Below are 25,323 nucleotides of genomic sequence, written 5' to 3' on the forward strand. Positions count from 1 at the left end.
CCTGATCACCTATTGATATAATCATAATAGCCCTTTCCAATAATTATTTCTATAAAAAGTTTAAATTCTATGACTAAAAAACTATTTAAACATCTTTGATATTAAGTTGTGTTTCTTTTTCTTGGGCTCATTATTTATATATACACAGGAATTTATAGTCCCTATAATGACGACATCACCATTTTGGACATCCAATTTATTCATTTTTAAATTTTTACCTTTAATATTGAGAATTCCAAGGTTGGTATTTAATGCTATCTGATCTTCATTAAAACTTATAACCTCAATAATACCTGTCAATACTAATTTTTTTCTGTTTTCGAGACTCAATAGACTTTTTTTATCTTCCAGCTTTATTTCTCTTTTCTCCATAAAACATCCCCTCCACCTATAATAAATATATGTGATGGGAAGAATTTATATTACCTTCTATTTTATATCTTTTGTTTCCACAATTATTTGATACATATTCTGAGCATCTTCTTTTTTAGTATAATTTTTAACATCCAAAATCCTTGCTTTAAGAGAACTGCTGGCATACCTAATCTGTATTATATCCCCTTCTGCAACCTCAGTACTTGGCTTTGCCACTTTTCCATTTATAATAACCCTCCCACCTTCACAGGCCTCTTTTGCCACTGTTCTTCTCTTTATTATTCTAGATACTTTAAGATATTTATCTAATCTCATATAAACCTCCCTGTAAAACAGAAAACCCAGATTTCCATCCAGGTTTTCTGAAAAATACATTATTTATTAACTTTTTCCTTAAATTCCTTACCAGCTTTAAATACAGGAACTGTAGATTCTGGTATGTTTATCTCTTCTTTGGTCCTAGGGTTTCTTCCAATTCTAGCAGCTCTTTTTCTAATTTCAAATGTACCAAACCCAACTAACTGAACCTTTTCTCCCTTTTCAAGTGTTTCCTCTACACTCTCTATAAATCCCTTTAAAGCTGCCTCTGCATCTTTCTTTGTTAATTTTGACTTTTCTGCTATACCAGCAATTAATTCTGATTTATTCACTTTTTCTACCTCCTCTTATTTTCATAGATGTATGTGCAAAATTGTATAAGACATCTTTATAAATCAATCTCAATTAAATTTAATTAAGATTTTGTAGAAAGCAATAAATAATCGTATATCATACAAAACATTTAATTATTAATTATGTATATATCTGCATACGTAATGAAATTATTTACTGCTGACTAATTTCAATTATAATAGACATATTAGCCATATTCTGCACTAATTTATAAACTCCTTCTTTTTTGCATATAAAAATCAAATTTATTTCCTTTTAGCTTCCTCCCAAAGTCTATTCATTTCATCTAATGTCATATTCATTACATCCAGACCTTGGTCAACAGCATTTTTCTCTATATATGCAAAACGCTTTATAAATTTCTCTATAGTATAATTTAATGCAAACTCAGGGTCAATGTCAAGGAATCTTGCCACATTTACACATGCAAATATTAAATCTCCTATTTCTTCTACTATTTTTACCCTTTCTTCACTTTTATATACATTTTTTACTTCATAGTACTCCTCTAACACTTTATTCAGTGCACACTCGACCTTATCCCAATCAAATCCTACCACCGCAGCTTTTTTTTGTACTTTTGAAGCTCTCATCAGCGCCGGTAAAGTTTTTGCCACATGTCTGAGTTCATCCGTATATGTTTTAAGACCCTGTTCTTTCTTTTTTATAATATTCCAATTTTCCAGTACCTGCTGCGTACCATCAATTTTTACAGTTCCAAATACATGGGGATGTCTCTCTATCATCTTATGACATACAGTGTTAATCACATCTCTGATATTGAAAAATCCCTCTTCCTGCCCTATCTGACAATGGAATACAATTTGAAACAATACGTCCCCAAGCTCTTCTACCAGATTTGCATCATTTTGTGCATCCACAGCCTCCAACACTTCATAGCTCTCTTCTATAAGATACTTTTTCAAGCTGTAATGATCTTGTTCCCTATCCCAGGGGCATCCCGTATCACTTCTTAATTTCTTCATTATATCCAATAAATCCTTCAAATCATATGTAATTTCTAAATTTTTAGGTATATAAATTGATGTTAGATAATCTATGTCTTTTTGTCTGTCCAGCTCATATAATTTCATTTTCCTTATGTTCTCGCTGTCTTTAACCCCTGCAGATCTCACAAAGTATATTTCCGTATCATCCCCATAGTATTCCATCAAAGCCAGTTTAACCTGAGAAGCAATAAACTTGTCATATACCTGAGTTATTATGGTATTAGTTCTTTTATCCATAACTTGATTTTTTATATCAAAAGCATCTACTATTTTTAAGCCATCACCCGCATCTATACCCAATCGTTCTATAATGGCATCTATAAAACTAACTGATGGTATTATCTCTGTGTCTATGGACTTTTGTTTACACAATTTCAACAGTAGTGTCACTGATTTCTCCGAAACCAAAGGATGTCCTGGCACTGCATAAACTATTTTTTTTAGTTCTTTTTCTCTTTGTATTAAATCCTCTGCAATACACTTATATACATCTTCAAATTTTTCCTTCTTCTCATACACATTATCATATGCCTGAAAATTTATTCCCAGCTCTCTTAGATAATTTACAGTAGGATGTTTTTCTGTTCTCAAATAGACTCCTTCTGAGTTTTTAAGTACATTCACAGCACCCAGGGTAAGAGAATCCACCGACCCGGGACCTAGACCTACTATTTCAATCATCAGTAACCCTCCTTATTTTCTCAAAAATCTATGTTTTATGTAATCGTACTTAAATATACCAAATACAATTACAAGAGGAACATATATGATCAAACCTGAAATCATTCCCAAAAAACATGCCACTCTGATGCTTACTGTATAATTATAGACATACAAATAAATAATTACAACAGCTATTATCATAAAAATAGAAGCAAAAGCCGGTTTAATCATGGTTTCAAAATAATTTATATTTATTTTTAATCTTTTAGTAAGAAATAATATATTTAAAACACAAGTCAGGCCATAACCTGCTGTACTTCCCAAAATTGCGCCATAAATATTTATCCATGGAATCGGCACCAAAAATAAAGTTATGATTATCTTTACAATGCATCCTAATGACAAGTTGAATACAGGTCTTATATAATGGCCTATTCCCTGGAGTACAGCAGTAGATGTCTGCACCAATATTATAAAGGGTATGGACAATGCTGAATACTGAAGTATGCTGGAACCCGCAGATTGGCCTGGAAATATCAAATCTAAAATCGGATAAGCCAAAGTATACAGTCCAAGCATAGAAGGAATAGCAATTACCATAGAAAGCTTAAAAGCCAAATCTACCTTGTTCATCACATCCGAATTTCTATTTAATATATGTGATTCTGCAATTATAGGCATTAAAGAAGAACATAGGGCTGCAGATACAGTAAGAGGTACATTTATCATTATGAATGCTTTCCCTGTAAGCTGCCCATACAATATTGCCGCATTCTTGTACGTAAAGCCTGCTTCCAATAATTTCTGAGGCACCAATGCCGAATCTATCAGACTCATTATACTGCTTACAGCAGCCCCTAAAGATATTGGTACTGCTATATACAACAGTCTGCTCAATATATCTCTATTATCTTCTACCTTAAATATATCTATTTCTTTTCTTACATGAAAATATTTTATTATTAAATATATTCCTCCAAACAATCCTCCCGCAGCCGCCCCCATGGCCGCTCCGCCTGCTGAGTATTCTATACCCCTGGGCAAAAGCAAATATGCAAGTCCTACTCCAACTATCACTCTTCCAATTTGCTCTATGATCTGAGATACAGCCGTATAATTCATATTTTGGAGTCCTTGAAAGAATCCTCTAAATGCACTCATTATAGATATGAACATAGGTGCAAATGCTATGGCCACCAGTGAATAGTAAGACTTTCTGTCCCATTTCAAAAAATGTATAATGGGATTTGAAAATATAAGAAGCACCGCAGTAAAACCCGTTCCCAAAATAAACATTAAAAGTATGGACTTTCTCAGTACTTGAACAATACCTTCATAATCTCCCACAGCATTTCTTTCTGATACCATCTTAGACACTGCCACAGGTATACCTGATGCTGCCGCAATAAAAAACATATAAAGCGGGAAAGACATTTGATAATATCCCACCCCTTCATCTCCTATAAGCATTTGAAGAGGCCATCTAAAAAACAATCCTAAAAATTTAGATATTATGCCTGCCAATCCCAATACAACTGTACCTTTTATAAGTGACTGTTTATTCATAAAAATACCCCCGGACTACTATAGTTGCAAGCAATTTATTTCCATGTTTATAATTATTTAAAATTTAGAGGTATTATTACTTCAAATGAATATTTTTTTATATTACAGTCAATAATGCCTTAATAGATGAAATAATCATTATACCCAGGTAGTTCACCAGAGCATAAAAAAATGGCAGCTAACGCTGCCATATTGACTATTGTTCCATTTGTTTTCCAAGGAATGAAGATGCTGTTTCAGCTAATTTGATTTCCACATCGCCAAATTTAGCTTCCTCTCTGGATACTATTATTACAGCTCCAATAGCATCTCCTCCAGATATTATAGGGCATATTACCTGAGCGGAGTATTTTCCCTGTATATCTTCATCATCATATACAGGTATAACCTCTTTTCCTTCGGAAGTTGAAACTGTCTTTCTTCCATCTATCAATTTCTCCAAATCTGAACTTATCTTTTTATCCATGTACTCTTTTTTGGGGGCTCCACTTATGGATACCACACTGTCTTTATCACATATCATAATTATGTGACCTATAGTCTGCTGCAGTGATTCTGTGTATCCTTTTGAAAAATCACTGAGTTCACCAATAGGTGAATATTTTTTTAATATAACTCCTCCTTCCCTATCTGTAAATATTTCTAGGGGATCCCCTTCTCTTATCCTAAGTGTCCTTCTTATTTCCTTAGGTATAACAACTCTACCTAAATCGTCTATACGTCTAACAATTCCTGTCGCTTTCATATTTAGAATTCCTCCTCAAAAAAAATAATATATGACTTGTATTAATATTATTTTTCTAAATATGAAATTTTATACACAATTGCTATTTAAATTGTAAAAAATAAAAAGAACTGTAATATAAATCATCATAGTTCTCCTTATTTTTCCTATATGTAAAAGTATATTTACACAATATTTTTTTCCTTTTTAGTTATACTAGCAGCTTTTTTCCATTCTTGAACTTTCTGAGAAACCAGTTTGCTTTTTTGATCATTTTCCAGCTGCTCCTTTATCTGGTTTTTAACCTCACTAAGAGGCTTAACGGGGTACTCCTGCTTATCTATACATTTTATTATATGATATCCAAAGCTGCTCTGTACCGGCTCAGATACAGCTCCCTTTTTTAATGCCTTTGCTCCTGCCATAAATTGAGCATCATAATTGGAATCATCATAGCTTATGGTACCTAAATCTCCGCCTTTATCTTTTGTTGCTGTATCCTGTGAAACTTCTTTGGCAACTTTTGAAAAATCTTCACCCTTATCCAACCTTGCCTTTACCTTTTCAGCTTCTGCCTTGGTTTTTACAAGTATGTGGGCCAGGTGCATCTTATTAGTCTGTTCCGTATATTTATCCTGATTTGCCTTATAATAATCCTCTATCTGCTTATCTGTTATTTTTACATTTTTTGTAAGGCTATCACTTATTTTCTGCTGTATCTGTTGATCCCTCAACTGAGATAAATACATACTTTTAAATGATTCCTCTGTAAAACCCTGAGCTTTCAATGCTGCATCAAATTCTTCAGCACTACCTCCAAACTGCTGTTTCTTTATCTGGGCAATTTGATCATCTGCAGTTGTTTTCAGCTTTTTTTCATCTGGCAGAAGCTTTAACTCCTTGGCTTTTTGCTCAACTACCTTGTTTGTAATCATATTGTCAAGTATTTGTTCCTTCTGAGTCTTTATAGCACTGACAGCCTCCTGGTTTTTTTCATAGTCTTCACCATATTGCTGTTTTACTTGACTTAACAACTGTATAGTATTGGGATCTTTATCTAAATCACCTCTGGTGATCTTTTCTCCATTAACTACCGCTACAGTGCTGTTTGCTATAGCTTCTGGTGTTTTTTCTATCATATTGCAACCAGAAATTGAAAATACAAATACTGTCATGAATGCAACGGCTGCTAACTTTTTTATATTTTTCACAATTATTCCCCCACTCTTTTTTATGTTAGAATACAGATTAATTTTAACATAAAAGTATTTTTACTACAAAGTTATTTTTGTTCATATATTTGTAGCATATATTTAACAATTTCTTTTATATCATTTAAAATATTTTCCCTCTTTACATTTTTTAATCTATACCCAAAACCCGGTTTCTTATTCATTTTTAGAACTATTTTTCTAGAATAATTTTTTAACAATCCCTTCATTACATCTTTATCCACTCTGGATTCACTTTCAAATGTAAAGACAATCTCATCCTTCATCTCCTTTATTTCCTCTATTCCAAGCTCCTTGGCCATACTTCTTATATAGGCTATATCCATAAGATTCTGAACTGAAGCAGGTATACTGGAGAATCTATCCTCCAATTCTTCCTTCACATCCAACATATCATCATATGAACTTATGGCCGCTATCTTTTTGTATACTTCTATTTTTTGCACTTCATTTTTTATATAATTATCCGGTATATATGCATCCACTTTCAATTCTACAGTGGTTTCCACCGGCTCTTTGCGGATTTCTCCCTTTACAAGCTTTACAGTATCCTCTAACATCCTACAATATAGATCATAACCTATAGCTGCCATATGTCCATGTTGTGAAGAACCCATCATATTCCCGGCTCCTCTTATCTCCAGGTCTTTTAAAGCTATTTTGAATCCAGATCCTAATTCAGTGAATTCCTTAATAGCTTTCAATCTCTTTTCCGCAACCTCTGTCAGGACTTTATCTTTTCTATAAGTTAAATAGCAGTAAGCTATTCTATTGGTTCTTCCAACTCTACCTCTCAATTGGTACAATTGGGACAATCCCATTTTATCTGCATCATATATTATCATAGTATTTACATTTTGGATATCCATGCCAGTTTCTATAATAGTAGTAGATACCAGTACATCGTATTTGCCCTTCATAAAATCCACTATTATGCTTTCAAGTTCTCTTTCCTGCATCTGACCATGCGCTACTGCCACCTTGGCCTCTGGAACTAATTTTAATATGTAGGATGCCATTTCCTTTATGTTTTCCACCCTGTTGTACACAAAATAAATCTGTCCCTTTCTGTTTATTTCCCTGAGTATAGCATCTCTAATCAATTGATCATTGTACTCAACCACATAAGTTTGTATAGGATATCTCTCCTCCGGGGGAGTTTCTATAACGCTTATGTCTCTGACTCCTACAAGGGACATATGGAGAGTTCGAGGTATAGGTGTTGCACTCAATGTCAACACATCTACATTTTTTCTCATTGTCTTGATTTTTTCCTTATGGCTGACACCAAATCTCTGTTCCTCATCTATTATAAGAAGTCCCAGATCTTTAAATTGAACATCCTTTTGTAATATTCTATGAGTTCCAATAAGTATATCCACATCTCCAACTTTTGCAGCTTTTATAGTGAGTTTTTGCTGTGAGGGAGTTCTAAACCTGCTTATCATATCTATCTTTACGGGAAAATCTGAGAATCTCTGAACAAAATTATTATAGTGCTGCTGGGCCAGTATTGTAGTTGGAACCAAAAAAGCAACCTGCTTCCCATCCATTACAGCTTTAAAGGCCGCTCTGACAGCAACTTCTGTTTTTCCATATCCCACATCCCCACAAAGCAGTCTATCCATAACTTTATCAGACTGCATATCTTCCTTTATATCCTGAATGGTTGACAATTGATCAGGTGTTTCCTCATAGGGGAATTCATCTTCAAACTGCTTCTGCCATAAAGTATCTTTTGAATATTTATATCCTTTTAAAGTGGATCTGATGGCATATAATTTTACCAAATCCTCTGCTATCTGCTCTATTGATTTCTTTGCCTTCTTCTTGGCCTTGGCCCATTCTGAAGTCCCCAATTTGTTTACTTTTGGGGTTTTCCCCTCAGTCCCTATATATTTTTGAACCATATCAAGTTGTTCTACAGGCACATATAATTTATCATCGGATTCATATACAATCTCCAGGTAATCCTTTTTATGTTCCTGGAACTCCAGCTGCTTTATGCCTTTATATACGCCTATTCCATGATTTACATGAACCACAAAATCTCCAGGTTTTAGCTCTGTAAAACTCTTAATTTTACCTACTCCCTTTTTGGAGGCTTTCTTTATATTTTTTCTTCTGGCTTCTCCAAAAACTTCCTTACTTGAAATCACACTTAATTTAAGTTCTGGGTATTCAAAGCCTTTTAATTGACTTCCAAAGGTTATCACTACTTCTCCTGGTTCAATTTCATGTATTACATCTTTGTAATTGCTGTCTATATCCCTATCTCTCAGCGTATCCACCAATCTTTCCCCTCTAGGCCTCGTACCCGACAAAATCAATATCTTGAAGCCACTGGATTTTTTATTTCTTATATCCTCAATGAGTAAATCCATTTGGCCATGGTAACTGCCAAGGGTTACTTGTGAAAAATTTATTGTTGAACTAGGCAAGAATGATTTTACCGATTTGGCAATAGGGTCTAGTACAATGCTTTCTCTCTCTTTGAGCTTTTCAATTAATTCAGATTTCCCAATAAGCATTTTACTTTGTTTAGGCAGAATATTACCTCTTTGTAAAAAACTTTTGTAGTTTTCTTCGAACTCAAAATATACACTATTTAATTTGCCTTCACATCTCTGTGCATCATCCACGAATATAAAATAATCCTTTACATAATCAAGAAAGGTAACGGGATTCTTATAAAAATATGCTAAAAAACTATCAATGGTTTCAAAATTCCAGCTCTGTTCAAGTGTTTCAAGATTTTTTCGGGTTACATCCTTTATCCTCTTAACTGCCTCATTATCTTTTAATTTTTTTAACTTTTCAACTACTGCTTCCAGATCTTCTTTTATTTCTTTTTTTGCCGATGAAATTCTATTTTTATCAAGAATAATTTCCTTAGCAGGAAAAATTTCTATACTATTCACTTTTTCAATGCTTCTCTGAGATTCCAAATTAAAGCTCCTAATAGACTCTATTTCGTTTCCAAATAATTCCAGTCTATATGGTTCTGCAGAAATTGGACAATATATGTCCATTATTCCTCCTCTTATGGAAAACTGACCTTTTCCATCTACAACTTCATTTCTTTCATATCCGCATTGAATTAGCTTTTCCGCAACATCTTTTAGATCCAGGTTATCTCCCAGTCGTATCTTGAACATATATTTCTTATATAATTCTATAGGAGTATAAATAGAACTCAATGACTCCACACAGGTTATTATAATTTTATTTTTGGAATTCAAGATCTGCTTTATTACTTTGAGTCTTTCCCATCTCAAATCTCCAGATATAGCATCTATATTATAAAATACCACTTCTTTAGTTGGAAAATAATATACCTGAGGTAAATAAAGAGATAAATCCTCATAAAGTTTCCTGGCCTCTACATCGCTGTGAGTCACAATTAGAACAGGTCTATTTAAAGCTTCATACACTCCATATATTAGATAGCTTCTGGCAGATTCCGAAAGGCCATATACTCCTACAGGAAATCTTTTTCTTGCTATTTCATTCATGATATTTTTAAATTTGTAACTTTCTTTAATGGGTTTCATAAGCCCTTCTAATCTCATTTTAACAACCACCCTATTATTTATAATGCGATAAAATTACTCATAATAATATTTACCTATAAATTCTATTTTAAATTTAAACGCAGAACAACCGCTAATCTCCCTCCTTAAAGAGATCATACGGCTTTTTAACCAAACTATTCTATTCATATCATATTTAACTTCATTTATATCAAACTACTTATAGGGTCAATCCATTAAATCTATTCATGGCTTCCTCTACCCCGCTTTTTAAAATACATTCAACTGCCTCACTGCTGGCATCTAAAACCTTTTTAACATGCATTTTGTCAGTTTCATTAAATTTACCCAATACATGGGAAATAAGTTGTCCCTTAGGTTGTCCTACCCCTATTTTTATCCTTAGGAACCGGTCTGTAGCTAAATTAAATATTATATTTTTTATTCCATTGTGTCCTCCAGCACTTCCATGAGTCTTTATCCTTATTTTTCCCACGGGAATATCTATATCATCCTGGATTATTATTATATTATTACAATTTATCTTGTAAAAATTTACAGCTTCAGCAACACTCTCTCCACTCAGATTCATATAAGTACCCGGTTTTAATAATATCACCTTGTTTTCCTCTATTATACCCTCTCCATAGGTTCCTTTAAATTTTTTCCTATTTATAGGAATATTATACTTATAACTTAATATATCTATGGAATCAAAACCCATATTGTGTCGTGTATGCTCATACAACTTTCCTATATTCCCTAAACCAACTATTAAAAACATAAATTTACTCCAATCCTAACACTTGCCGCAAACTAAATTTTTTCATTTCTTATCAATTTGAGATAAAGTTATTTCTGAATATATAATATTTCCATCTCTCCAGATCTTACTCTTTATTTTATCTCCCACCTTATGTTCGTCTAGTATAAGCTCTACATCCGATATATCCTTTACTTTTTTTCCGTCCAATTCCAGCAATATATCCGTAGGCTTTATACCAGCAGCAGAAGCTCCACTGTTCTTCTCCACCTGTTGGATATATACTCCTTGAATTTTATTATCCTGTGATACCACACTTTCTCCGCTTATACCCAAATCGGGTCTTGAAACTTTCTCACCGCTCATAAGTGATTTTATTATATCCTTTGCTTCATTTATAGTTATGGCAAAACCAATTCCCTCTATGTTGGAATCAGTTCCCAATTTTAAACTATTTATTCCTATGACATCACCTTGTATATTACAAAGTGGCCCGCCACTGTTTCCTGGATTCATGGCTGCATCTGTCTGGATGACTTTATATATAACTCCATTATACTCTATCTTTCTGTTTAATGCACTTATTATGCCCTTCGTAACTGAACCTGGAAATTCTCCACCTAGAGAATTTCCTATGGCAATAGCTGTATCTCCCACTTTTACTTTAGAAGAATCCCCTAATCTAACTACAGGAAGATTTTTTGCATCTACTTTTATTAACGCCAGATCAGATCGTTCATCAACTCCAGCTACAGAGGCATTCAATATTTTCCCACTGGACAATTTAACCATAACTTTGTCTGCACCCTGAATCACATGATAATTTGTGACTATATACCCGTTGGAATCTATTATTATTCCAGAGCCGCTTTCTAAATCCTGCAGTCCAAAATAATCCTGAGCTTTATTGCTTATGCCCACCACTGCCGGGCTGACACTTTCCGCCACCTCAGATACAGAATTCTGTGCTGCATTTTCAGAACCGGCTTTATCAGCATTATCCCTGGATTCAACCACTACTTGATTATTATTAGGTGTATAGATCTTGGCAGCCTCCCTCTTACTGCTCACATAGGCCCCAGATATGCCTCCTGAAATAGAAGCTACCAACACAAAACAAAATATTTTTCCCAGCTTTATAATATTCGATCTTCTTTTGCTGTTTATAAATTTTATTTTTGCTCTATCGGATTCTACATTTTGCCATGAAACATCCTTTATATTATCATATCTGTTATTATCGTCCATGTAAATACACCTCATAATATCTAAAATCTAGAGTTATTATAATAAAAAAGTTTTACACAAATATGAACAAAATAAAATAATTTGTTAAACTCTTTTCAAAGTGAAAGTGAACATAATTCCATCAGGTTTCTTGTTCTCAGCCCATATATCTTCACCTAACTGGGTAAGTATACTCCTTACAATTGGAAGCCCAAGTCCTGTGCTTATCTTTGAAGTTCTGGATTTATCCATTTTATAAAATCTGTCCCATATATATTTCATATCCGATTGTGATATGCTGGAACCATCATTGTATATGGACGTGAATACTTTTTCTCCCTTTATTTTGGTAAATATTTTTATATTTCCATTTTCATTTACATATTTTACAGCATTGTCTACCAAATTTGTAACCACTTGAGTTATTCTATCTTTATCTGCTGCTACATAGAGTTTATCATCCTCTAAATGCACATCTACCTTCAATTTCTTCTCATTTATTCTGGTTTCAAACTTTATAACACACAATCTTATTATCTCATTTATATCCACTTTTTCTATATTGAGCTTAAGCTGTCCTGATTCAATGGTTGACAAATCCAAAAGATCATTTACCAATCTGGTAAGTCTCTGTATTTCAGAATAAGTTACAGTAAGATAATAGTTCTGCTTTTCCAGAGGAATAACACCATCGATCATTCCTCCAATAAAACCTTTTATAGATGTTATAGGTGATCTTATTTCATGGGACACATTTGATATGAATTCCCTTCTGTTTTTTTCCACCTTTTGCAGAGAATCCGCCATGCTGTTAAAAGATTTGGCAAGTTCTCCAATTTCATCATTTGATCTAATTTCCACCCTCTTCTCAACTTCACCTCTGGAAATTTTATCTGCTGCATAATTAATCCGTTCCAGAGGCCTTATTATTATTTTCTGAGATAAATAATAAATTACAATACAGCATATTACAATGGCAAATACCGCCGATGCCCATATGATCTTGTATACCCATTTTAAAGGTTCTTTCAGTTCATTTATGGATGTGTGCATCATTATAGCACCTTTAAAAACTTTATCCGAAAAAATGGGCACCTCAAAAGTATGAACTGGATCTGTGAATATTTCCGAATAATTTTCTATTTTGTCTACTGTTTCATTTTCCCGGAGTTCTTTCAAATCACTAGTGACTATCTGTTTCGATGTAGCTATCAATTTTTTGTGTTCACTTTTCGACACAGAATATACATAGCCATAATTATCTACAAGCCATATATCCGCAGATAAATAATTCCCTATATAAGTCAAAGTGTCATTTATATCGTCTTTTGTCAAATTTCCATCTAAATATTGAATTGCCTTGTATTTTATAAACTGAGATTCCTTAAGCAGTTCACTTTCCCTCTGCTTAAAATAATACCCTTCAAACCAATAGGATAAAAAAGCCGCTGTCATCACAAAACTCACTATAATAATTGCAATAAATGCAGCCATAAGTTTTGAAAATAACCCCTTTTTCATCTATTTCACCTCAAATTTATACCCTACACCCCATACTGTTTCTATCTGCCAATTAGGCCCTCCCTGAAGTTTTTCCCTGAGCCTTTTAATATGAACATCCACTGTTCTGGAATCCCCTGGATAATCGTATCCCCAAACCTCACATAACAACTGTTCTCTGGTAAATACCCTGTTTTTATTATTCGCCAGATAGTACAGCAGTTCAAATTCTTTGGGAGGCATTTTTATCTCTTCATTTTTATAGACAACATTATATGAATTTATATCAATGGTAAGCTGTTCAAACTTAAGCACTTCCTTATTGTCATTATCTACAGTATACCTCCTGAGGACTGCTTTAATTCTAGCCAGCATCTCTTTTGCCTCAAATGGTTTTACTATATAATCATCTGCTCCCAGTTCAAGTCCTAAAACTTTATCAAAGGTTTCACCCTTTGCAGTGAGCATAATTACAGGAGTTTCATATTCTTTTCGTATCCATTTAAGTACATCTATGCCATCTATATTGGGAAGCATTATATCCAATAATACTAGATCCGGTTTATATTCTAAAAATAGTGTCTCTGCCATTTTTCCATCATTTGCAATTTGTGTTTTATATCCTGCATTTTCCAAATACATCTTTATCACTTCACAAATATTCTCATCATCATCTACGATCAAAATCTTACCTATAGACCCTTCCATTATTATCCTCCTAATCAATCTTTTATATCCATACATCTATTCATGTAACAGCTGTTGCTACTTCACTTACATCTTTTCTCAAAATTCCAGACAATTAACAGTTTATTTAAGGTCCAGTGTGAAATCACATTACCCACAGACAAAACCTGACTCGGACCCAGGAATCAGTTCACATATATTATCAACTGTATTTTTTAATTCCATAATATAAATATTCTATAAGCAGCTATTAAAAAATCAACTGCTCATAATAAATTTATCATATATTCCTATATAAATAATATTCCCCTTTCAAAAGTTACAAATAAGTTACAAAATAAATATATTTTAAAAAAGCATGTAGAAAACAAATTCTACATGCCACCTCAAAGTTAATCCTCAAATAATTTACTTACTGAAACTTCTTCGTATATTCTCCTTATGGCTTCTGCAAATACCGAAGCTATGGATAATATTTTAAATTTATCCAGCATCTTATTCTTTGGTAGATTTATTGTATTTAACATTACCAACTCTTTTATAACAGAATTTTTTATTCTCTCTATTGCAGGGCCAGACAATACAGCATGGGTACAGCATGCATAAACCTCTTTAGCTCCCCTGTCCACAAGAGCCTGTGCTCCATTTGTTATAGTTCCTGCTGTATCTATCATATCATCTACTAATATAGCAATTTTACCATTCACATCGCCAATTATATTCATTACTTCTGATACATTGGCCTTTGGCCTTCTTTTATCAATAATAGCTATAGGTGCATGAAGTTTATCTGCAAATTTTCTAGCTCTTGTAACACTTCCAAGATCCGGTGAAACCACCACTACATCTTCTCTGCTGCTAAATCCTTTCTGCACAAAATATTTGGCTAGTATAGGAGCTCCTAAAAGATGATCTAGGGGTATATTGAAATATCCTTGAATCTGCGCTGCATGGAGGTCCATCGTAAGAACTCTATCCGCTCCTGCGGCAGTTAATATATCAGCCACCAATTTTGCAGTAATTGGATCTCTGGCTTTTGCTTTTCTATCCTGTCTTGCATAGCCATAATAAGGCATTACAGCAGTTATTCTGCCTGCTGATGCCCTTTTAAATGCATCAATCATGATGAGAAGTTCCATTAAGTTGTCATTTACAGGATTATTGGTAGATTGAACTAAGAATACATCCATACCCCTCACAGTCTCATTGATATCTACAGATATCTCTCCGTCACTAAAAGTGGAAACTTTTGCATCTCCCACTGTAGTTCCCAAAATATCGGCTATCTGCTTAGCCAATTCAGGATGAGAATTTCCAGCAAAAATTTTAATACTTTTACCATGGGTTATCATTATGTAAAGCCCTCCTAAAATTTTTTATTTCTTTAATCCTTTTTTATATACCCAGCCTTCTTTATTTATCTGCTTTGCCCTAGCTATAGCGAGAGAACCTGCTGGTACCTCATCTGTTATAGTAGATCCTGCTGCTATATAGGTATCATCATTTACCTTAACCGGTGAAACTAGATTTGTATTGCATCCTATAAATGAGTTATTTCCAATCAAAGTCTTATTTTTCACCTTGCCATCATAATTCACTACAACAGTTCCACATCCAAAATTACATCCGCTTCCTACCTGGGCATCACCTATATATGTCAAATGTGATACTTTGGTTTTATCTCCAATTGTAGACTTTTTTATCTCTACAAAATCTCCTATTCTAACCGAATTTCCTATTATACTTTCGGGTCTTATATAGGCAAAAGGCCCCACCGTAACATTTTGTCCTATTTTACTTTCTAATATCACTGAACTCTGTACAATCACGTTGTCCTCTATCACGCTGTCTTTTATACGTGAATTTGGATACAACGTACATTTCTCTCCTATAACAGTATTTCCCTGAAGTACATTGCCCGGATATATCACGGTATCCCTGCCTATGGTAACATCCATTTCTATATAAGTATTGCCTGGATCAACAAGTGTTACCCCATTTCTCATATGTATATGGTTTATTCTATCTCTCATAACCTTTTCAGCTTCTGAGAGCTGCACCCTGGAATTTACTCCTATAATCTCCTCAAAATTTACTGGAAGCGCACCTATTTTCCCCTTGCTTACCTTCAATATTTCTATAACATCTGTCAGGTAATATTCACCTTGAGCATTATTGTTGTGTAATTTATTTAAGCTTTCAACAAGACTCTTTATATCAAAACAATACATTCCTGAATTTATCTCATCAACTTTCAGTTCTTCCCTAGAACAATCTTTATGTTCAACTATTTTAAGGACTTCTCCATTTTTTTCTCTTATAATCCTTCCATATCCAGTAGGATCCTTAACCACAGATGTCACTATGGTAGCCTTATAACCACCCTTATTGTGAAAATCCAGCATTTTTTTTATGGTATCTTCTTTTATCAAAGGTGAATCCCCTGTAAATATGACTACTGTTCCTTCTTTATTCTTTAAAAAATCCTCTGCACATAAAACCGCATGCCCCGTACCCAATTGCTGATTTTGAAAAGAATAACTCACATTTCTACTCTCAGTGGCTTTTTTTACCCGTTCCGCACCATTTCCAATTACAAGATCTATATCTTCTATTTGTGCTTTTTTTACAACATCAATAACTATATTGACCATTTCTCTCCCACAAACTTCATGTAAAACTTTGGGTGTAGAAGATTTCATTCTTTTTCCCTCACCAGCTGCTAATATTATAGCACAATTATACATTTTAACACCTCTTTATGGAATAAATCCACTTTTTCCACACTACATTATATTAAAACATTCTATAATATTATATTTTATATAAGAATTATTTGCAACCTTATAGCATAATTTCAAAAAAAGACGGAGGAATAATAAAAAGGAGTAATATACTCCCCTTTATTATTCCTCCGTCTTCTGTTCGGCAACCATTTCTTCACTCTTTACTTTTTCATACTCATCAAGAATTGCCTTCTGTATTTTTTCTCTAGTCTGAGTATTTATCGGGTGAGCAATATCCTTAAATTCACCATCAGGAGTTTTCCTGCTAGGCATTGCTATAAAAAGACCATTTTGACCTTCTATAACCTTTATATCGTGAACTACGAATTCGTTATCGAAGGTTACTGAAACAATAGCTTTCATCTTACCCTCGGCAGCAATTTTCCTTACTCTAACATCTGTAATTTGCATATAAATCCACCTCCAAGATGCTTATGTATATACTATTCTCTATATTTTATATTTTTCCTTCTTATTTTGTTAAAAACTAATAAAATTTTTTGAAAACTTTATCAGACGAACATTTTAGAAGGAGCTAATAGGGCGTTGCCATTTTCATCAATACCTCTAAAATCCACTATGGATACATAATTCTGTACTAACTTTTTAGGAATTCCCACATTATCTATCAAGAATCCTATGCCCAGGAGTTCACTTTCAAATTCTTTTAAAAGATCAATTATGCCCAGGGCAGTTCCTCCTGCTTTCATAAAATCATCAATAAAAATACATCTGCTTCCTTTTTTCAGCGCTTTTTTAGATAATGACATATTTTGAATTCTGCCTGTAGACCCTGATACATAATTTATAGTCAATGTGGATCCTTCTGTAAACTTTGTCTCTCTCCTCACCACCACAAGTTGAACTCCCATCATTCTGGCAACCTCATAAGCCAGTGGTATTCCCTTGGTTTCCACTGTAACCACACAATCGATATCCTTTTCTATAAAAATGGATGCCAAAATCACACCTGCAGTATGTATTATTTTCGGATTAAACATTATATCTGTCATATATAAAAAATTTCCTGGTATTATTCTTTCTCTATTTCTTAAAATAATACATAGCTTTTCAGCAAATTTTCTAGTTTTTTCAGGAGATATACCGCATATGTACTTAATTCCACCAGCCGCTCCTGACACAGTATTCATTTTTCCCATATTCAATCTGCTTAGAGTATCCCTGATTACAACTATATCTTCACTGATCGTTGATTTTGCAGTATTGAACATCTCAGTAAAATTATTCAATCCCATTATCCTGTTGGGGTTTTCAAGCAATATTTTTGTTATTGCCGCTATTCTATGGTTTCTACTAAACTTTTGCATTCTATCACCTATCTATATGATTTTACGAATAATAATGTAAGTTCTTATTCTATTATTCATATTGTATTCTAAAAACTGTGGTTAATCAATAGCTATTTACTGTAATTAAAGCTGTAAAATATCCATCCAAATTAATTAATGTCCACCATGATAATATAATTTTCTTGTGTTTTTTAACTAATTTTTGTATATAATTATTGATAGGTTAGTTAATATGAAGGAGTGATTTGAATTGTCATTTGATTTTATAAAAAATAAAAAAGTATACTTTATAGGTATAGGTGGAATAAGTATGAGCGGTCTGGCTGAAATCCTGCTTGAAAAAGGATTTAAGGTTTCCGGCTCCGATATAAAGTCTTCCCCGGCAACAGACAAGTTAAAGTCAATGGGTGCACACATATATATAGGTCAAATTTCTAAAAACATAACATCGGATATAAATCTGATAGTATATACCGCTGCTATCCCAAAAGATAATGAAGAACTTTTAAAGGCTAAAACTCTGAACATTCCCCTGATAACCAGGGCAGAATTTTTAGGAAATATAATGAAAGGTCATAAGTACAATGTAGCTGTATCTGGAACTCATGGTAAGACCACCACTACATCCATGCTGTCCTCCATAACACTTGATGCCAATCTGGACCCTACTATATTGGTAGGGGGAAATCTGGATATCATAAATGGAAACGTACGAATAGGAAACAGCCCATATTTTATTACGGAAGCTTGTGAGTACAAAGAATCCTTTTTAAAATTTTTTCCATATATAGGGGTCATTTTAAATATAGATGCTGATCACTTGGATTACTATAAAAATATAGATAATGTGCAAAATGCCTTTGTGAAATTTTCCAAATTGATTCCCCGGGACGGATATCTGGTATGCTGCAGTGATGATAGCAGAATGAAGAAAGTTATATCCAATGCCAACTGTAATATAATTACCTATGGTATAGATAGCGGGGATATTACTGCCAGAGACATAGGCTTTGACAGCAAAGGATGTGCCTGCTTTAAAGTGTACAAGGATAATGAAGCTTTGTTTTCCCTGCATCTGGGCATTCCAGGCAAACACAATATATTAAATTCCCTGGCCAGCGCAGCTGTTTCTTTAATTTTAAATATACCTCTGGAGAATATTAAAAAAGGTCTGGAAAACTTCAAGGGCACTCATAGAAGATTTGAAATCAAAGGCAAAAAAAACGGAATCACGGTAGTGGATGATTATGCCCATCATCCTACTGAAATAAAAGCAACTTTAAATGCAGCTCAAAATTATCCCCACAAAAGAATAATCTGTGTATTTCAGCCGCATACATTTTCAAGAACCATCAACCTGTATAAGGAATTTACTTCTGCCTTCGATAATGTAGATGAATTGATACTGGCGGATATATATGCAGCAAGGGAAAAAGATACTGGAGAGGTCAGCTCTGCAATGCTGGCTAAAGACATCTCAAAAAGAGGTGTAAAATGCAGTTACATTGAAAATTTTGATTTAATAGTACAACATTTAAATCACAGTCTAAAGGATGGAGATTTGTTTTTAACTATAGGTGCAGGAGATGTCTTTAAAATAGGTGAAATGTTTTTAAAATAAAGTATAAAATAACTAGTAAAATTTATAATTTGGCGTAAAATGTTTCTAATAGGGCAATACTATAATTGACAAATTATTGGAGGTGTTTTAATTTGAAAAACTTTTTAATATCTGCATGTGTTGATGTATTTTTAATTTTATTATCTTATTTTTTATTTGTAAAAATAATCAGCGGACCTACAAGACACAAGTTATATGAAAAATTTTTTAAATCCTTCGCCAAATTTATAATATACCTATTTTTCATAACTTTGGCCATAACCGGTTTAAGTGCATTAATATTATATAGAACTGCTTATATAGCTTATATAAATATAATATCCCCGGCCTTAGTATCCATATTGGTAGGCTTTTTAATGTCAACGGTTCCCACAAGAGGTGAAGGAGATAATTCCAATATGACTGTAAAATAGTTTTTCACCTCTTGTTTTTATTCAATATATGTTATAGAATGTTAAAGGGACGGGGTGTAGCGCAGATGGTAGCGCGCTTGCTTCGGGAGCAAGAGGTCGCAGGTTCGAGTCCTGTCACCCCGACCACTGATATAGATGGGATTAAAATGATTTACATACATTAATTTTTCACATCACCCATCTCCTACCTGTTTTTTTCAAATTTATATTGTGTAAATTCAAAACATAATATTACAAAACCATGGCAGTAAATTAATCACACAAGGAGTTGTATTCATAAGATGAAAGAGCAGTATGATAACTTATTCAAATCTCTAATAGAATCATATTATAATGGAAATTTTGAAGACAAAATAAACTCTATTTTATCCCAAAGTAAAATTCAAAAATCAGAACTCTATAAAATCATATCCTCATTATGTGGTGTAAATGTAAACTGTGATTCCAACTTCATAGAGAATTTAAAGAAAGCAATAGTTTCTTACAAATCCGATGAAAAAATAGTCACTAAAGTTGGACATTGTTCCATGAAATGTGCAGACGAAAATGGTAAAACTCTATGCCAAAAAGCCTGCCCTTTTGATGCTATTTTAATTAACACCGATAAAAATACTACATACATAGATAAAAATAAATGCACTGACTGTGGTTTTTGTGTAGATGCCTGTCCTAATGGCAACATAATGGATAAAGTACAATTTCTTCCATTAGCCAACATGTTAAAAGATAATTTACCCGTAATAGCCATAGTAGCTCCAGCAATAATAGGTCAATTTGGAAATGACGTCACCATGGATCAGCTTAGAAGTGCTTTTAAGAAATTGGGATTTGCAGATATGATTGAAGTGGCATTCTTCGCAGATATACTCACTTTAAAAGAAGCAGTAGAATTTGACAAATATGTTAAAAGTGAAAATGATCTTATGATAACTTCCTGCTGCTGCCCTATGTGGGTGGGTATGTTAAAAAAGATATACAATAATTTGATAAAATACGTATCCCCTTCCGTTTCTCCTATGGTTGCAGGAGGAAGAATACTCAAAAAATTAAACCCACGCTGCAAGGTGGTATTTGTAGGTCCCTGCATTGCCAAAAAATCTGAAGCAAAAGAAAAAGATATAATAGGTTCCATAGATTTCGTATTGACTTTTGCAGAATTAAAAGACATATTTGATGCTGTTAATATACATCCCGGCGAACTTCAAGGTGAATCTTCTGCAGAGTATGCTTCCAGGGGAGGAAGATTATATGCCCGTACAGGTGGAGTATCGATTGCAGTAGGTGAAGCCATAGAAAGAATTTTTCCTGAAAAATACAAGCTGCTTAAATCAATCAAGGCAAGCGGTGTAAAAGAATGTAAATCCACACTTGTAAAGGCTCAAAGTGGAGATATAGGTGCTAATTTTATCGAAGGTATGGGCTGCATCGGCGGATGTGTTGGGGGTCCCAAGGCAATTATACCAAAGGATGAGGGGAAAAATTCTGTAGACCAATTTGCACAAAATTCAGAAATAAAAGTTTCCATAGACAGCGACTGCATGAATAGAATACTTGATATGATTGGCATACATTCCATAGATGATTTTAAGGATAAAAACAAAATAAAATTATTAGAGCGAATTTTTTAATATAATCAAGCTGCTGTCAGATTTAGATACTGAATTTTAAATCTTATACAGAAATCTTCATTATTTGATATTTGCATTTTGTATTTTAGAATATGGGAGTGATTGATGTGCTTGAAAATATCAGAGGGGCTATTTTCGACATGGATGGAACCCTTTTGGATTCCATGTGGCTTTGGGAAAATATTGACAAAGAATATTTAAGCAAAAAAAATATACCTTTCACTGTAGAACTAAAAGATACCATACAGAATATGACTCTTGATGAAACTTCAAAATATCTTAAAGACAAATTCAACTTATCCGAAAGTGTATCTGAAATACAAAAAGAATGGCATGATATGCTTTTTTACGAATATTCCCATAACATTTGCCTAAAACCAGGTGCCAGGGATTTTTTGTACCTTTTAAAAAAGAAAAAAATCAAGATAGCTCTTGCCACAAGTAATTATAGAACTATAGCAGAAACAAGTTTGAAGAAAAATAAAATATACAATCTATTTGATTCTATAGTGACTACAGAGGATGTAAAAAAAGGCAAAAATTTTCCCGATATATATCTTTTTGCTGCCCATAAGCTGAATTTAACCCCTAAGAATTGTGCTGTATTTGAGGACATCCTATCTGCCATAAAAGTAGCTAAATCCACAGGCATGACTGTAATCGGCGTATATGATACCTATTCGGATTCCCAGTGGGAGGATATACTTGCCTATGCAGATATGAGTATTTTCAGGTATACAGATTTAGTAAAATAGTATAAACTTTCATCTTTAAGCACCATATTGAATATAATGTATTAAATTAATAAATATGGAGAAATATGATGCTGGCTTTTTTATTCATAGCACTTATAATCTGCACTTCTGTGATCTTGTATAATCTTCAAAATAAAATTTCCTCTCAAAGAAGGCAGATACTATCTTTAAGATATGAAAATGACAAGCTGAAATCAAGAATATCAAAAGAAACCCCAAGAAAAATAAATGTGAAATATATTACTCCACAATATGTAAATGCCATAGTTCTCACAAGAAGTCATATCTATCTGGCTCCTATTTTAAACTCCGGTATAGTAAATACCTTGGAAAAAAATACTCAAATAAGAGTTCATGACAGTATTGAAATTATGAATGAATTCTGGTTTGAGGTTTCTATGGTGGGAGTTACCAGGATAAATTCTAAGGGCTGGATAAAATCTAATTATATAAAGGCAAATTTACCAAACTCCAGCAGCATATAAGCTGGGGTCTTGGTAAACAATTATGTATTAAACCTCTCATCAGTTTTATTTTGGGAAATATATACCCTGATATATTTTTCTATCCTTCATAGTCCTATCAATTTCATTTAAAATTTCCCATTTTTTCAGACTCCATCTAGGACCTATAAGTAAATTTCTAGGTGAGTCCCCTGTTAATCTATGAATTACCATGCTGGAAGGAATATTACACAGTGCCCAGCATATCATATTTACATATTCATCCTGAGTCATGAATCTCAGTCGGTCTTCATTATATAATTTTACAAGAGGAGTATGTTTCATTAAATGAAGCAAATGAATCTTAACTCCCTGTATATCTTGATTTGAAATATATTTTACCGTGTTCATCATATCAATTTCATTTTCTCCCGGCAATCCCATTATTATATGAGTCACTACATCGATTCCTATTTCCCTAAGGGAATTTACAGCTTTCTCAAAAGTCTTCAGCTTATACCCTCTATTTATTATCCCCGCTGTATAGTCATTCGAACTCTGAAGTCCAAGTTCCACCCAGGTATAAATTCTACTGTTGAATTCCTGCAATAAATTCAGCACTTCAGGATCAAGACAGTCAGGTCTAGTGGCTATCGCCAGTGCCACCACTCCTTCTTGATTCACAGCCTCCTCATATTTCTTTCTGAGAACTTCTACCGGGGCATAAGTATTTGTATAGGCTTGAAAATATGCTATGTATTTGCCATTTTTCCACTTTTTATTCATCATGTGTTTTATACTTTCAAATTGCTCACATATAGACATATCTCTATTTCCCGCGAAATCCCCGGAACCCCTCTCGCTGCAAAAAATACATCCTTCCCTGCTTATGCTTCCATCTCTATTGGGACAGGAAAACCCTGCATCTAAGGATATTTTAAATACTTTGCAGCCAAATTTCTTTCTCAAATAATAGTTCAAACTATAGTATGCTTTATCTCCCCACTGCATTCCCAAATTCTATCCTTCCATGATAATAGTATCAAGTGTTTTCTCAGATTCAGATGGAGCCTGCCTGGAAATACCTATGTCCATCTCAATCCTAGAAAAACTTACCTAAGAGCATATTTAAATATCAAAAACAATACACTGAAATTATATCACACTTTTGTGGCCTTAAAACTTCCCAGGTTCAATTCCCATTTCCCAATTATATTTTGAGGTGCTTCGTCATTATTGTTTTTAGATACAACATCAAAACTCAATATACCTCCATCAAAAGAAGAGAACAGCACATCTACCTTGTCAAGTGGAAAACTTTCTTCAAATTTATAACCTGCAATATTTCCAGAATCTGTTTTATATAATCGTATGCAGTGTCCGACATCATTGCCAGTATATTGAACTGCAATAAATTTTTCATCTGGAGAAAAAGTCAGAAATTCCACTTTGGAATTTTTCAAAATATCAAGATCAGTTATATCTTTACCTATGGGTTTGACATTTTTCTGTTGTCCACCGCCTGAATCATCCTGGCCTCCTGAAGCTCCGCCATCTTGATTTCCCGACTGTTCATCAGATTGTGTCTCCACACTTTCATCTATTTTAATTATACCTATATATGAATCTTTAGAATAAGTGACTACTGCCAGACGATCACCATCATAGGAAAAATCAAGTATACCGAAATTGGTTTTAGGCACCGGAGTTTTATTTACTTTTGCTTCATCATCTTTACTAAATACATAATTGGGCATACTTCTAATATCCGTTATCACATTTACACTTACACTATTCTTATTTCTCATTTTCAATTGATTTTTCTCCACAAAGGCTTCTCTATCCCCCACATTGTTAGTTTCATTGATCTTGTAATCGTCGCCTTCTTTTATCACATTAATTGAGTACTCATCTAAAGTTGCAAAAGGTTTGCTTAAATCAGTCCTGGCAACTTTCATCTTCAAAATCGCAGATTTTCCCACTTCACTGCTGTCAATTAAACTATATCCTAAAATACGAAGATTTTTATTTTCATTGCTGTTAAAATTTTTAAGAAGATCTTTGGAATACAATTTTTTAGCATTTCCCATATCATTTTTCATGAGATATTTCATATAGTTATCCGCTGTGTTGGTAGCGGATTTCATATCAAAACCTTCATTGGTACTTTGAACATTTTCTCTTCTGCTTAAATCACATGCAGATATTATAATACATAAAAAAATTATAGGGAAAATGAATTTAAATAAAGTTTTTTTCTCCATGTATCTTCTACTACATCCAATCATACATCTGCAGTAGAAATTTCACCCCTTTCAAATTTATTTAAGCCTTCTACATACTTTTATAAATTATATTTTCCCCGCAAATAAAATTTTAATTTATAATTCATTATTTTTATATGATATTTATATA

At 33.4% G+C, this 25,323-nt stretch carries 23 protein-coding genes and 1 tRNA gene; 6 read left to right on the forward strand and 18 right to left on the reverse strand.

Annotated elements, in window-relative coordinates; translation table 11 throughout:
• Window positions 1–81: 81 nt before the first annotated feature.
• From yabP to purR, 16 genes are all read right to left on the reverse strand, one after another.
• The gene (yabP, locus tag CLLU_RS06740; protein WP_106008868.1) at window positions 82–372 is read right to left on the reverse strand and encodes a sporulation protein YabP; all 291 of its coding nucleotides are present in this window, start codon (window positions 370–372) and stop codon (window positions 82–84) included.
• 57 nt (window positions 373–429) lie between these two features.
• Window positions 430–690 (reverse strand): RNA-binding S4 domain-containing protein, encoded by a 261-nt coding sequence (locus tag CLLU_RS06745; protein ID WP_106008995.1) that lies wholly within the window; start codon window positions 688–690, stop codon window positions 430–432.
• A 59-nt stretch (window positions 691–749) separates the two neighbouring features.
• On the reverse strand, window positions 750–1,025 hold the full coding sequence (locus CLLU_RS06750; protein WP_106008870.1) for an HU family DNA-binding protein: 276 nt from the start codon (window positions 1,023–1,025) through the stop codon (window positions 750–752).
• Window positions 1,026–1,292: 267 nt separating this feature from the next.
• Window positions 1,293–2,738, reverse strand: coding sequence for a bifunctional methyltransferase/pyrophosphohydrolase YabN (yabN, locus tag CLLU_RS06755; RefSeq protein ID WP_106008872.1), 1,446 nt, complete (start codon window positions 2,736–2,738; stop codon window positions 1,293–1,295).
• Between the two features lie 12 nt (window positions 2,739–2,750).
• On the reverse strand, window positions 2,751–4,286 hold the full coding sequence (locus tag CLLU_RS06760; RefSeq protein ID WP_106008874.1) for a putative polysaccharide biosynthesis protein: 1,536 nt from the start codon (window positions 4,284–4,286) through the stop codon (window positions 2,751–2,753).
• A gap of 196 nt (window positions 4,287–4,482) precedes the next feature.
• Window positions 4,483–5,031, reverse strand: coding sequence for a stage V sporulation protein T (gene spoVT, locus CLLU_RS06765; RefSeq protein ID WP_106008876.1), 549 nt, complete (start codon window positions 5,029–5,031; stop codon window positions 4,483–4,485).
• Window positions 5,032–5,195: 164 nt separating this feature from the next.
• Entirely contained in the window at window positions 5,196–6,227 is a 1,032-nt protein-coding gene (locus CLLU_RS06770; RefSeq protein ID WP_477099998.1) for a peptidylprolyl isomerase, read from the reverse strand.
• Between the two features lie 65 nt (window positions 6,228–6,292).
• Window positions 6,293–9,814, reverse strand: coding sequence for a transcription-repair coupling factor (gene mfd / locus CLLU_RS06775; RefSeq protein ID WP_106008880.1), 3,522 nt, complete (start codon window positions 9,812–9,814; stop codon window positions 6,293–6,295).
• Window positions 9,815–9,995: 181 nt separating this feature from the next.
• Entirely contained in the window at window positions 9,996–10,559 is a 564-nt protein-coding gene (gene pth, locus CLLU_RS06780; protein WP_106008882.1) for an aminoacyl-tRNA hydrolase, read from the reverse strand.
• Between the two features lie 42 nt (window positions 10,560–10,601).
• Window positions 10,602–11,786 carry a S1C family serine protease gene (locus CLLU_RS06785; RefSeq protein ID WP_106008884.1) on the reverse strand — a complete coding sequence of 395 codons (1,185 nt, stop codon included), beginning with the start codon at window positions 11,784–11,786 and terminating at the stop codon, window positions 10,602–10,604.
• An 84-nt stretch (window positions 11,787–11,870) separates the two neighbouring features.
• Window positions 11,871–13,286, reverse strand: coding sequence for a sensor histidine kinase (locus CLLU_RS06790; RefSeq protein ID WP_106008886.1), 1,416 nt, complete (start codon window positions 13,284–13,286; stop codon window positions 11,871–11,873).
• Window positions 13,287–13,973, reverse strand: a complete 687-nt coding sequence (locus CLLU_RS06795; protein WP_106008888.1) for a response regulator transcription factor — start codon at window positions 13,971–13,973, stop codon at window positions 13,287–13,289.
• Between the two features lie 371 nt (window positions 13,974–14,344).
• Window positions 14,345–15,304 carry a ribose-phosphate diphosphokinase gene (locus CLLU_RS06800; protein ID WP_106008890.1) on the reverse strand — a complete coding sequence of 320 codons (960 nt, stop codon included), beginning with the start codon at window positions 15,302–15,304 and terminating at the stop codon, window positions 14,345–14,347.
• Window positions 15,305–15,328: 24 nt separating this feature from the next.
• A complete protein-coding gene (gene glmU / locus CLLU_RS06805; protein WP_106008892.1) occupies window positions 15,329–16,699 on the reverse strand; it encodes a bifunctional UDP-N-acetylglucosamine diphosphorylase/glucosamine-1-phosphate N-acetyltransferase GlmU in 1,371 nt (456 codons plus the stop codon).
• Window positions 16,700–16,858: 159 nt separating this feature from the next.
• The gene (spoVG, locus tag CLLU_RS06810; RefSeq protein ID WP_106008895.1) at window positions 16,859–17,149 is read right to left on the reverse strand and encodes a septation regulator SpoVG; all 291 of its coding nucleotides are present in this window, start codon (window positions 17,147–17,149) and stop codon (window positions 16,859–16,861) included.
• Window positions 17,150–17,250: 101 nt separating this feature from the next.
• Complete coding sequence (gene purR / locus CLLU_RS06815; RefSeq protein WP_106008897.1) at window positions 17,251–18,066, reverse strand: pur operon repressor; 816 nt, start codon at window positions 18,064–18,066, stop codon at window positions 17,251–17,253.
• A gap of 232 nt (window positions 18,067–18,298) precedes the next feature.
• Here purR and murC point away from each other — a divergent pair, with 232 nt between their 5' ends.
• The 6 genes from murC to CLLU_RS06845 all read left to right on the forward strand — a co-directional run bounded on the left by murC (window position 18,299) and on the right by CLLU_RS06845 (window position 22,950).
• Entirely contained in the window at window positions 18,299–19,669 is a 1,371-nt protein-coding gene (gene murC, locus CLLU_RS06820; protein ID WP_106008900.1) for a UDP-N-acetylmuramate--L-alanine ligase, read from the forward strand.
• Window positions 19,670–19,761: 92 nt separating this feature from the next.
• On the forward strand, window positions 19,762–20,082 hold the full coding sequence (locus CLLU_RS06825) for a hypothetical protein (RefSeq protein WP_106008902.1): 321 nt from the start codon (window positions 19,762–19,764) through the stop codon (window positions 20,080–20,082).
• A 50-nt stretch (window positions 20,083–20,132) separates the two neighbouring features.
• Window positions 20,133–20,208 (forward strand) — tRNA-Pro (locus tag CLLU_RS06830).
• A gap of 155 nt (window positions 20,209–20,363) precedes the next feature.
• Window positions 20,364–21,710: a [Fe-Fe] hydrogenase large subunit C-terminal domain-containing protein gene (locus CLLU_RS06835; RefSeq protein WP_106008904.1), complete on the forward strand. Its 1,347-nt coding sequence runs from the start codon at window positions 20,364–20,366 to the stop codon at window positions 21,708–21,710.
• A gap of 107 nt (window positions 21,711–21,817) precedes the next feature.
• Window positions 21,818–22,465: an HAD family hydrolase gene (locus CLLU_RS06840; RefSeq protein WP_106008906.1), complete on the forward strand. Its 648-nt coding sequence runs from the start codon at window positions 21,818–21,820 to the stop codon at window positions 22,463–22,465.
• A gap of 68 nt (window positions 22,466–22,533) precedes the next feature.
• Window positions 22,534–22,950 (forward strand): hypothetical protein, encoded by a 417-nt coding sequence (locus CLLU_RS06845; RefSeq protein ID WP_106008908.1) that lies wholly within the window; start codon window positions 22,534–22,536, stop codon window positions 22,948–22,950.
• A 45-nt stretch (window positions 22,951–22,995) separates the two neighbouring features.
• On the opposite strand, the gene mnmL is transcribed toward CLLU_RS06845, so the two are convergent.
• Window positions 22,996–23,919: a tRNA modification radical SAM protein MnmL/YtqA gene (gene mnmL / locus CLLU_RS06850; protein WP_106008997.1), complete on the reverse strand. Its 924-nt coding sequence runs from the start codon at window positions 23,917–23,919 to the stop codon at window positions 22,996–22,998.
• Between the two features lie 149 nt (window positions 23,920–24,068).
• Window positions 24,069–25,172, reverse strand: coding sequence for a hypothetical protein (locus CLLU_RS06855; protein WP_106008910.1), 1,104 nt, complete (start codon window positions 25,170–25,172; stop codon window positions 24,069–24,071).
• Between the last annotated feature and the right edge of the window lie 151 nt (window positions 25,173–25,323).

The sequence above is a fragment of the Clostridium luticellarii genome (genome assembly GCF_002995845.1).
GTDB lineage: Bacteria > Bacillota > Clostridia > Clostridiales > Clostridiaceae > Clostridium_B > Clostridium_B luticellarii.

Bases quoted from the DNA above. Each gene is read 5' to 3' on its own strand.
- yabP (WP_106008868.1), bottom strand. From the start codon at position 372: ATGGAGAAAAGAGAAATAAAGCTGGAAGATAAAAAAAGTCTATTGAGT.
- CLLU_RS06745 (WP_106008995.1), bottom strand. From the start codon at position 690: ATGAGATTAGATAAATATCTTAAAGTATCTAGAATAATAAAGAGAAGA.
- yabN (WP_106008872.1), bottom strand. From the start codon at position 2,738: ATGATTGAAATAGTAGGTCTAGGTCCCGGGTCGGTGGATTCTCTTACC.
- CLLU_RS06760 (WP_106008874.1), bottom strand. From the start codon at position 4,286: ATGAATAAACAGTCACTTATAAAAGGTACAGTTGTATTGGGATTGGCA.
- spoVT (WP_106008876.1), bottom strand. From the start codon at position 5,031: ATGAAAGCGACAGGAATTGTTAGACGTATAGACGATTTAGGTAGAGTT.
- mfd (WP_106008880.1), bottom strand. From the start codon at position 9,814: ATGAGATTAGAAGGGCTTATGAAACCCATTAAAGAAAGTTACAAATTT.
- pth (WP_106008882.1), bottom strand. From the start codon at position 10,559: ATGTTTTTAATAGTTGGTTTAGGGAATATAGGAAAGTTGTATGAGCAT.
- CLLU_RS06785 (WP_106008884.1), bottom strand. From the start codon at position 11,786: ATGGACGATAATAACAGATATGATAATATAAAGGATGTTTCATGGCAA.
- CLLU_RS06790 (WP_106008886.1), bottom strand. From the start codon at position 13,286: ATGAAAAAGGGGTTATTTTCAAAACTTATGGCTGCATTTATTGCAATT.
- CLLU_RS06795 (WP_106008888.1), bottom strand. From the start codon at position 13,973: ATGGAAGGGTCTATAGGTAAGATTTTGATCGTAGATGATGATGAGAAT.
- CLLU_RS06800 (WP_106008890.1), bottom strand. From the start codon at position 15,304: ATGATAACCCATGGTAAAAGTATTAAAATTTTTGCTGGAAATTCTCAT.
- glmU (WP_106008892.1), bottom strand. From the start codon at position 16,699: ATGTATAATTGTGCTATAATATTAGCAGCTGGTGAGGGAAAAAGAATG.
- spoVG (WP_106008895.1), bottom strand. From the start codon at position 17,149: ATGCAAATTACAGATGTTAGAGTAAGGAAAATTGCTGCCGAGGGTAAG.
- purR (WP_106008897.1), bottom strand. From the start codon at position 18,066: ATGCAAAAGTTTAGTAGAAACCATAGAATAGCGGCAATAACAAAAATA.
- CLLU_RS06835 (WP_106008904.1), top strand. From the start codon at position 20,364: ATGAAAGAGCAGTATGATAACTTATTCAAATCTCTAATAGAATCATAT.
- CLLU_RS06845 (WP_106008908.1), top strand. From the start codon at position 22,534: ATGCTGGCTTTTTTATTCATAGCACTTATAATCTGCACTTCTGTGATC.
- mnmL (WP_106008997.1), bottom strand. From the start codon at position 23,919: ATGCAGTGGGGAGATAAAGCATACTATAGTTTGAACTATTATTTGAGA.
- CLLU_RS06855 (WP_106008910.1), bottom strand. From the start codon at position 25,172: ATGGAGAAAAAAACTTTATTTAAATTCATTTTCCCTATAATTTTTTTA.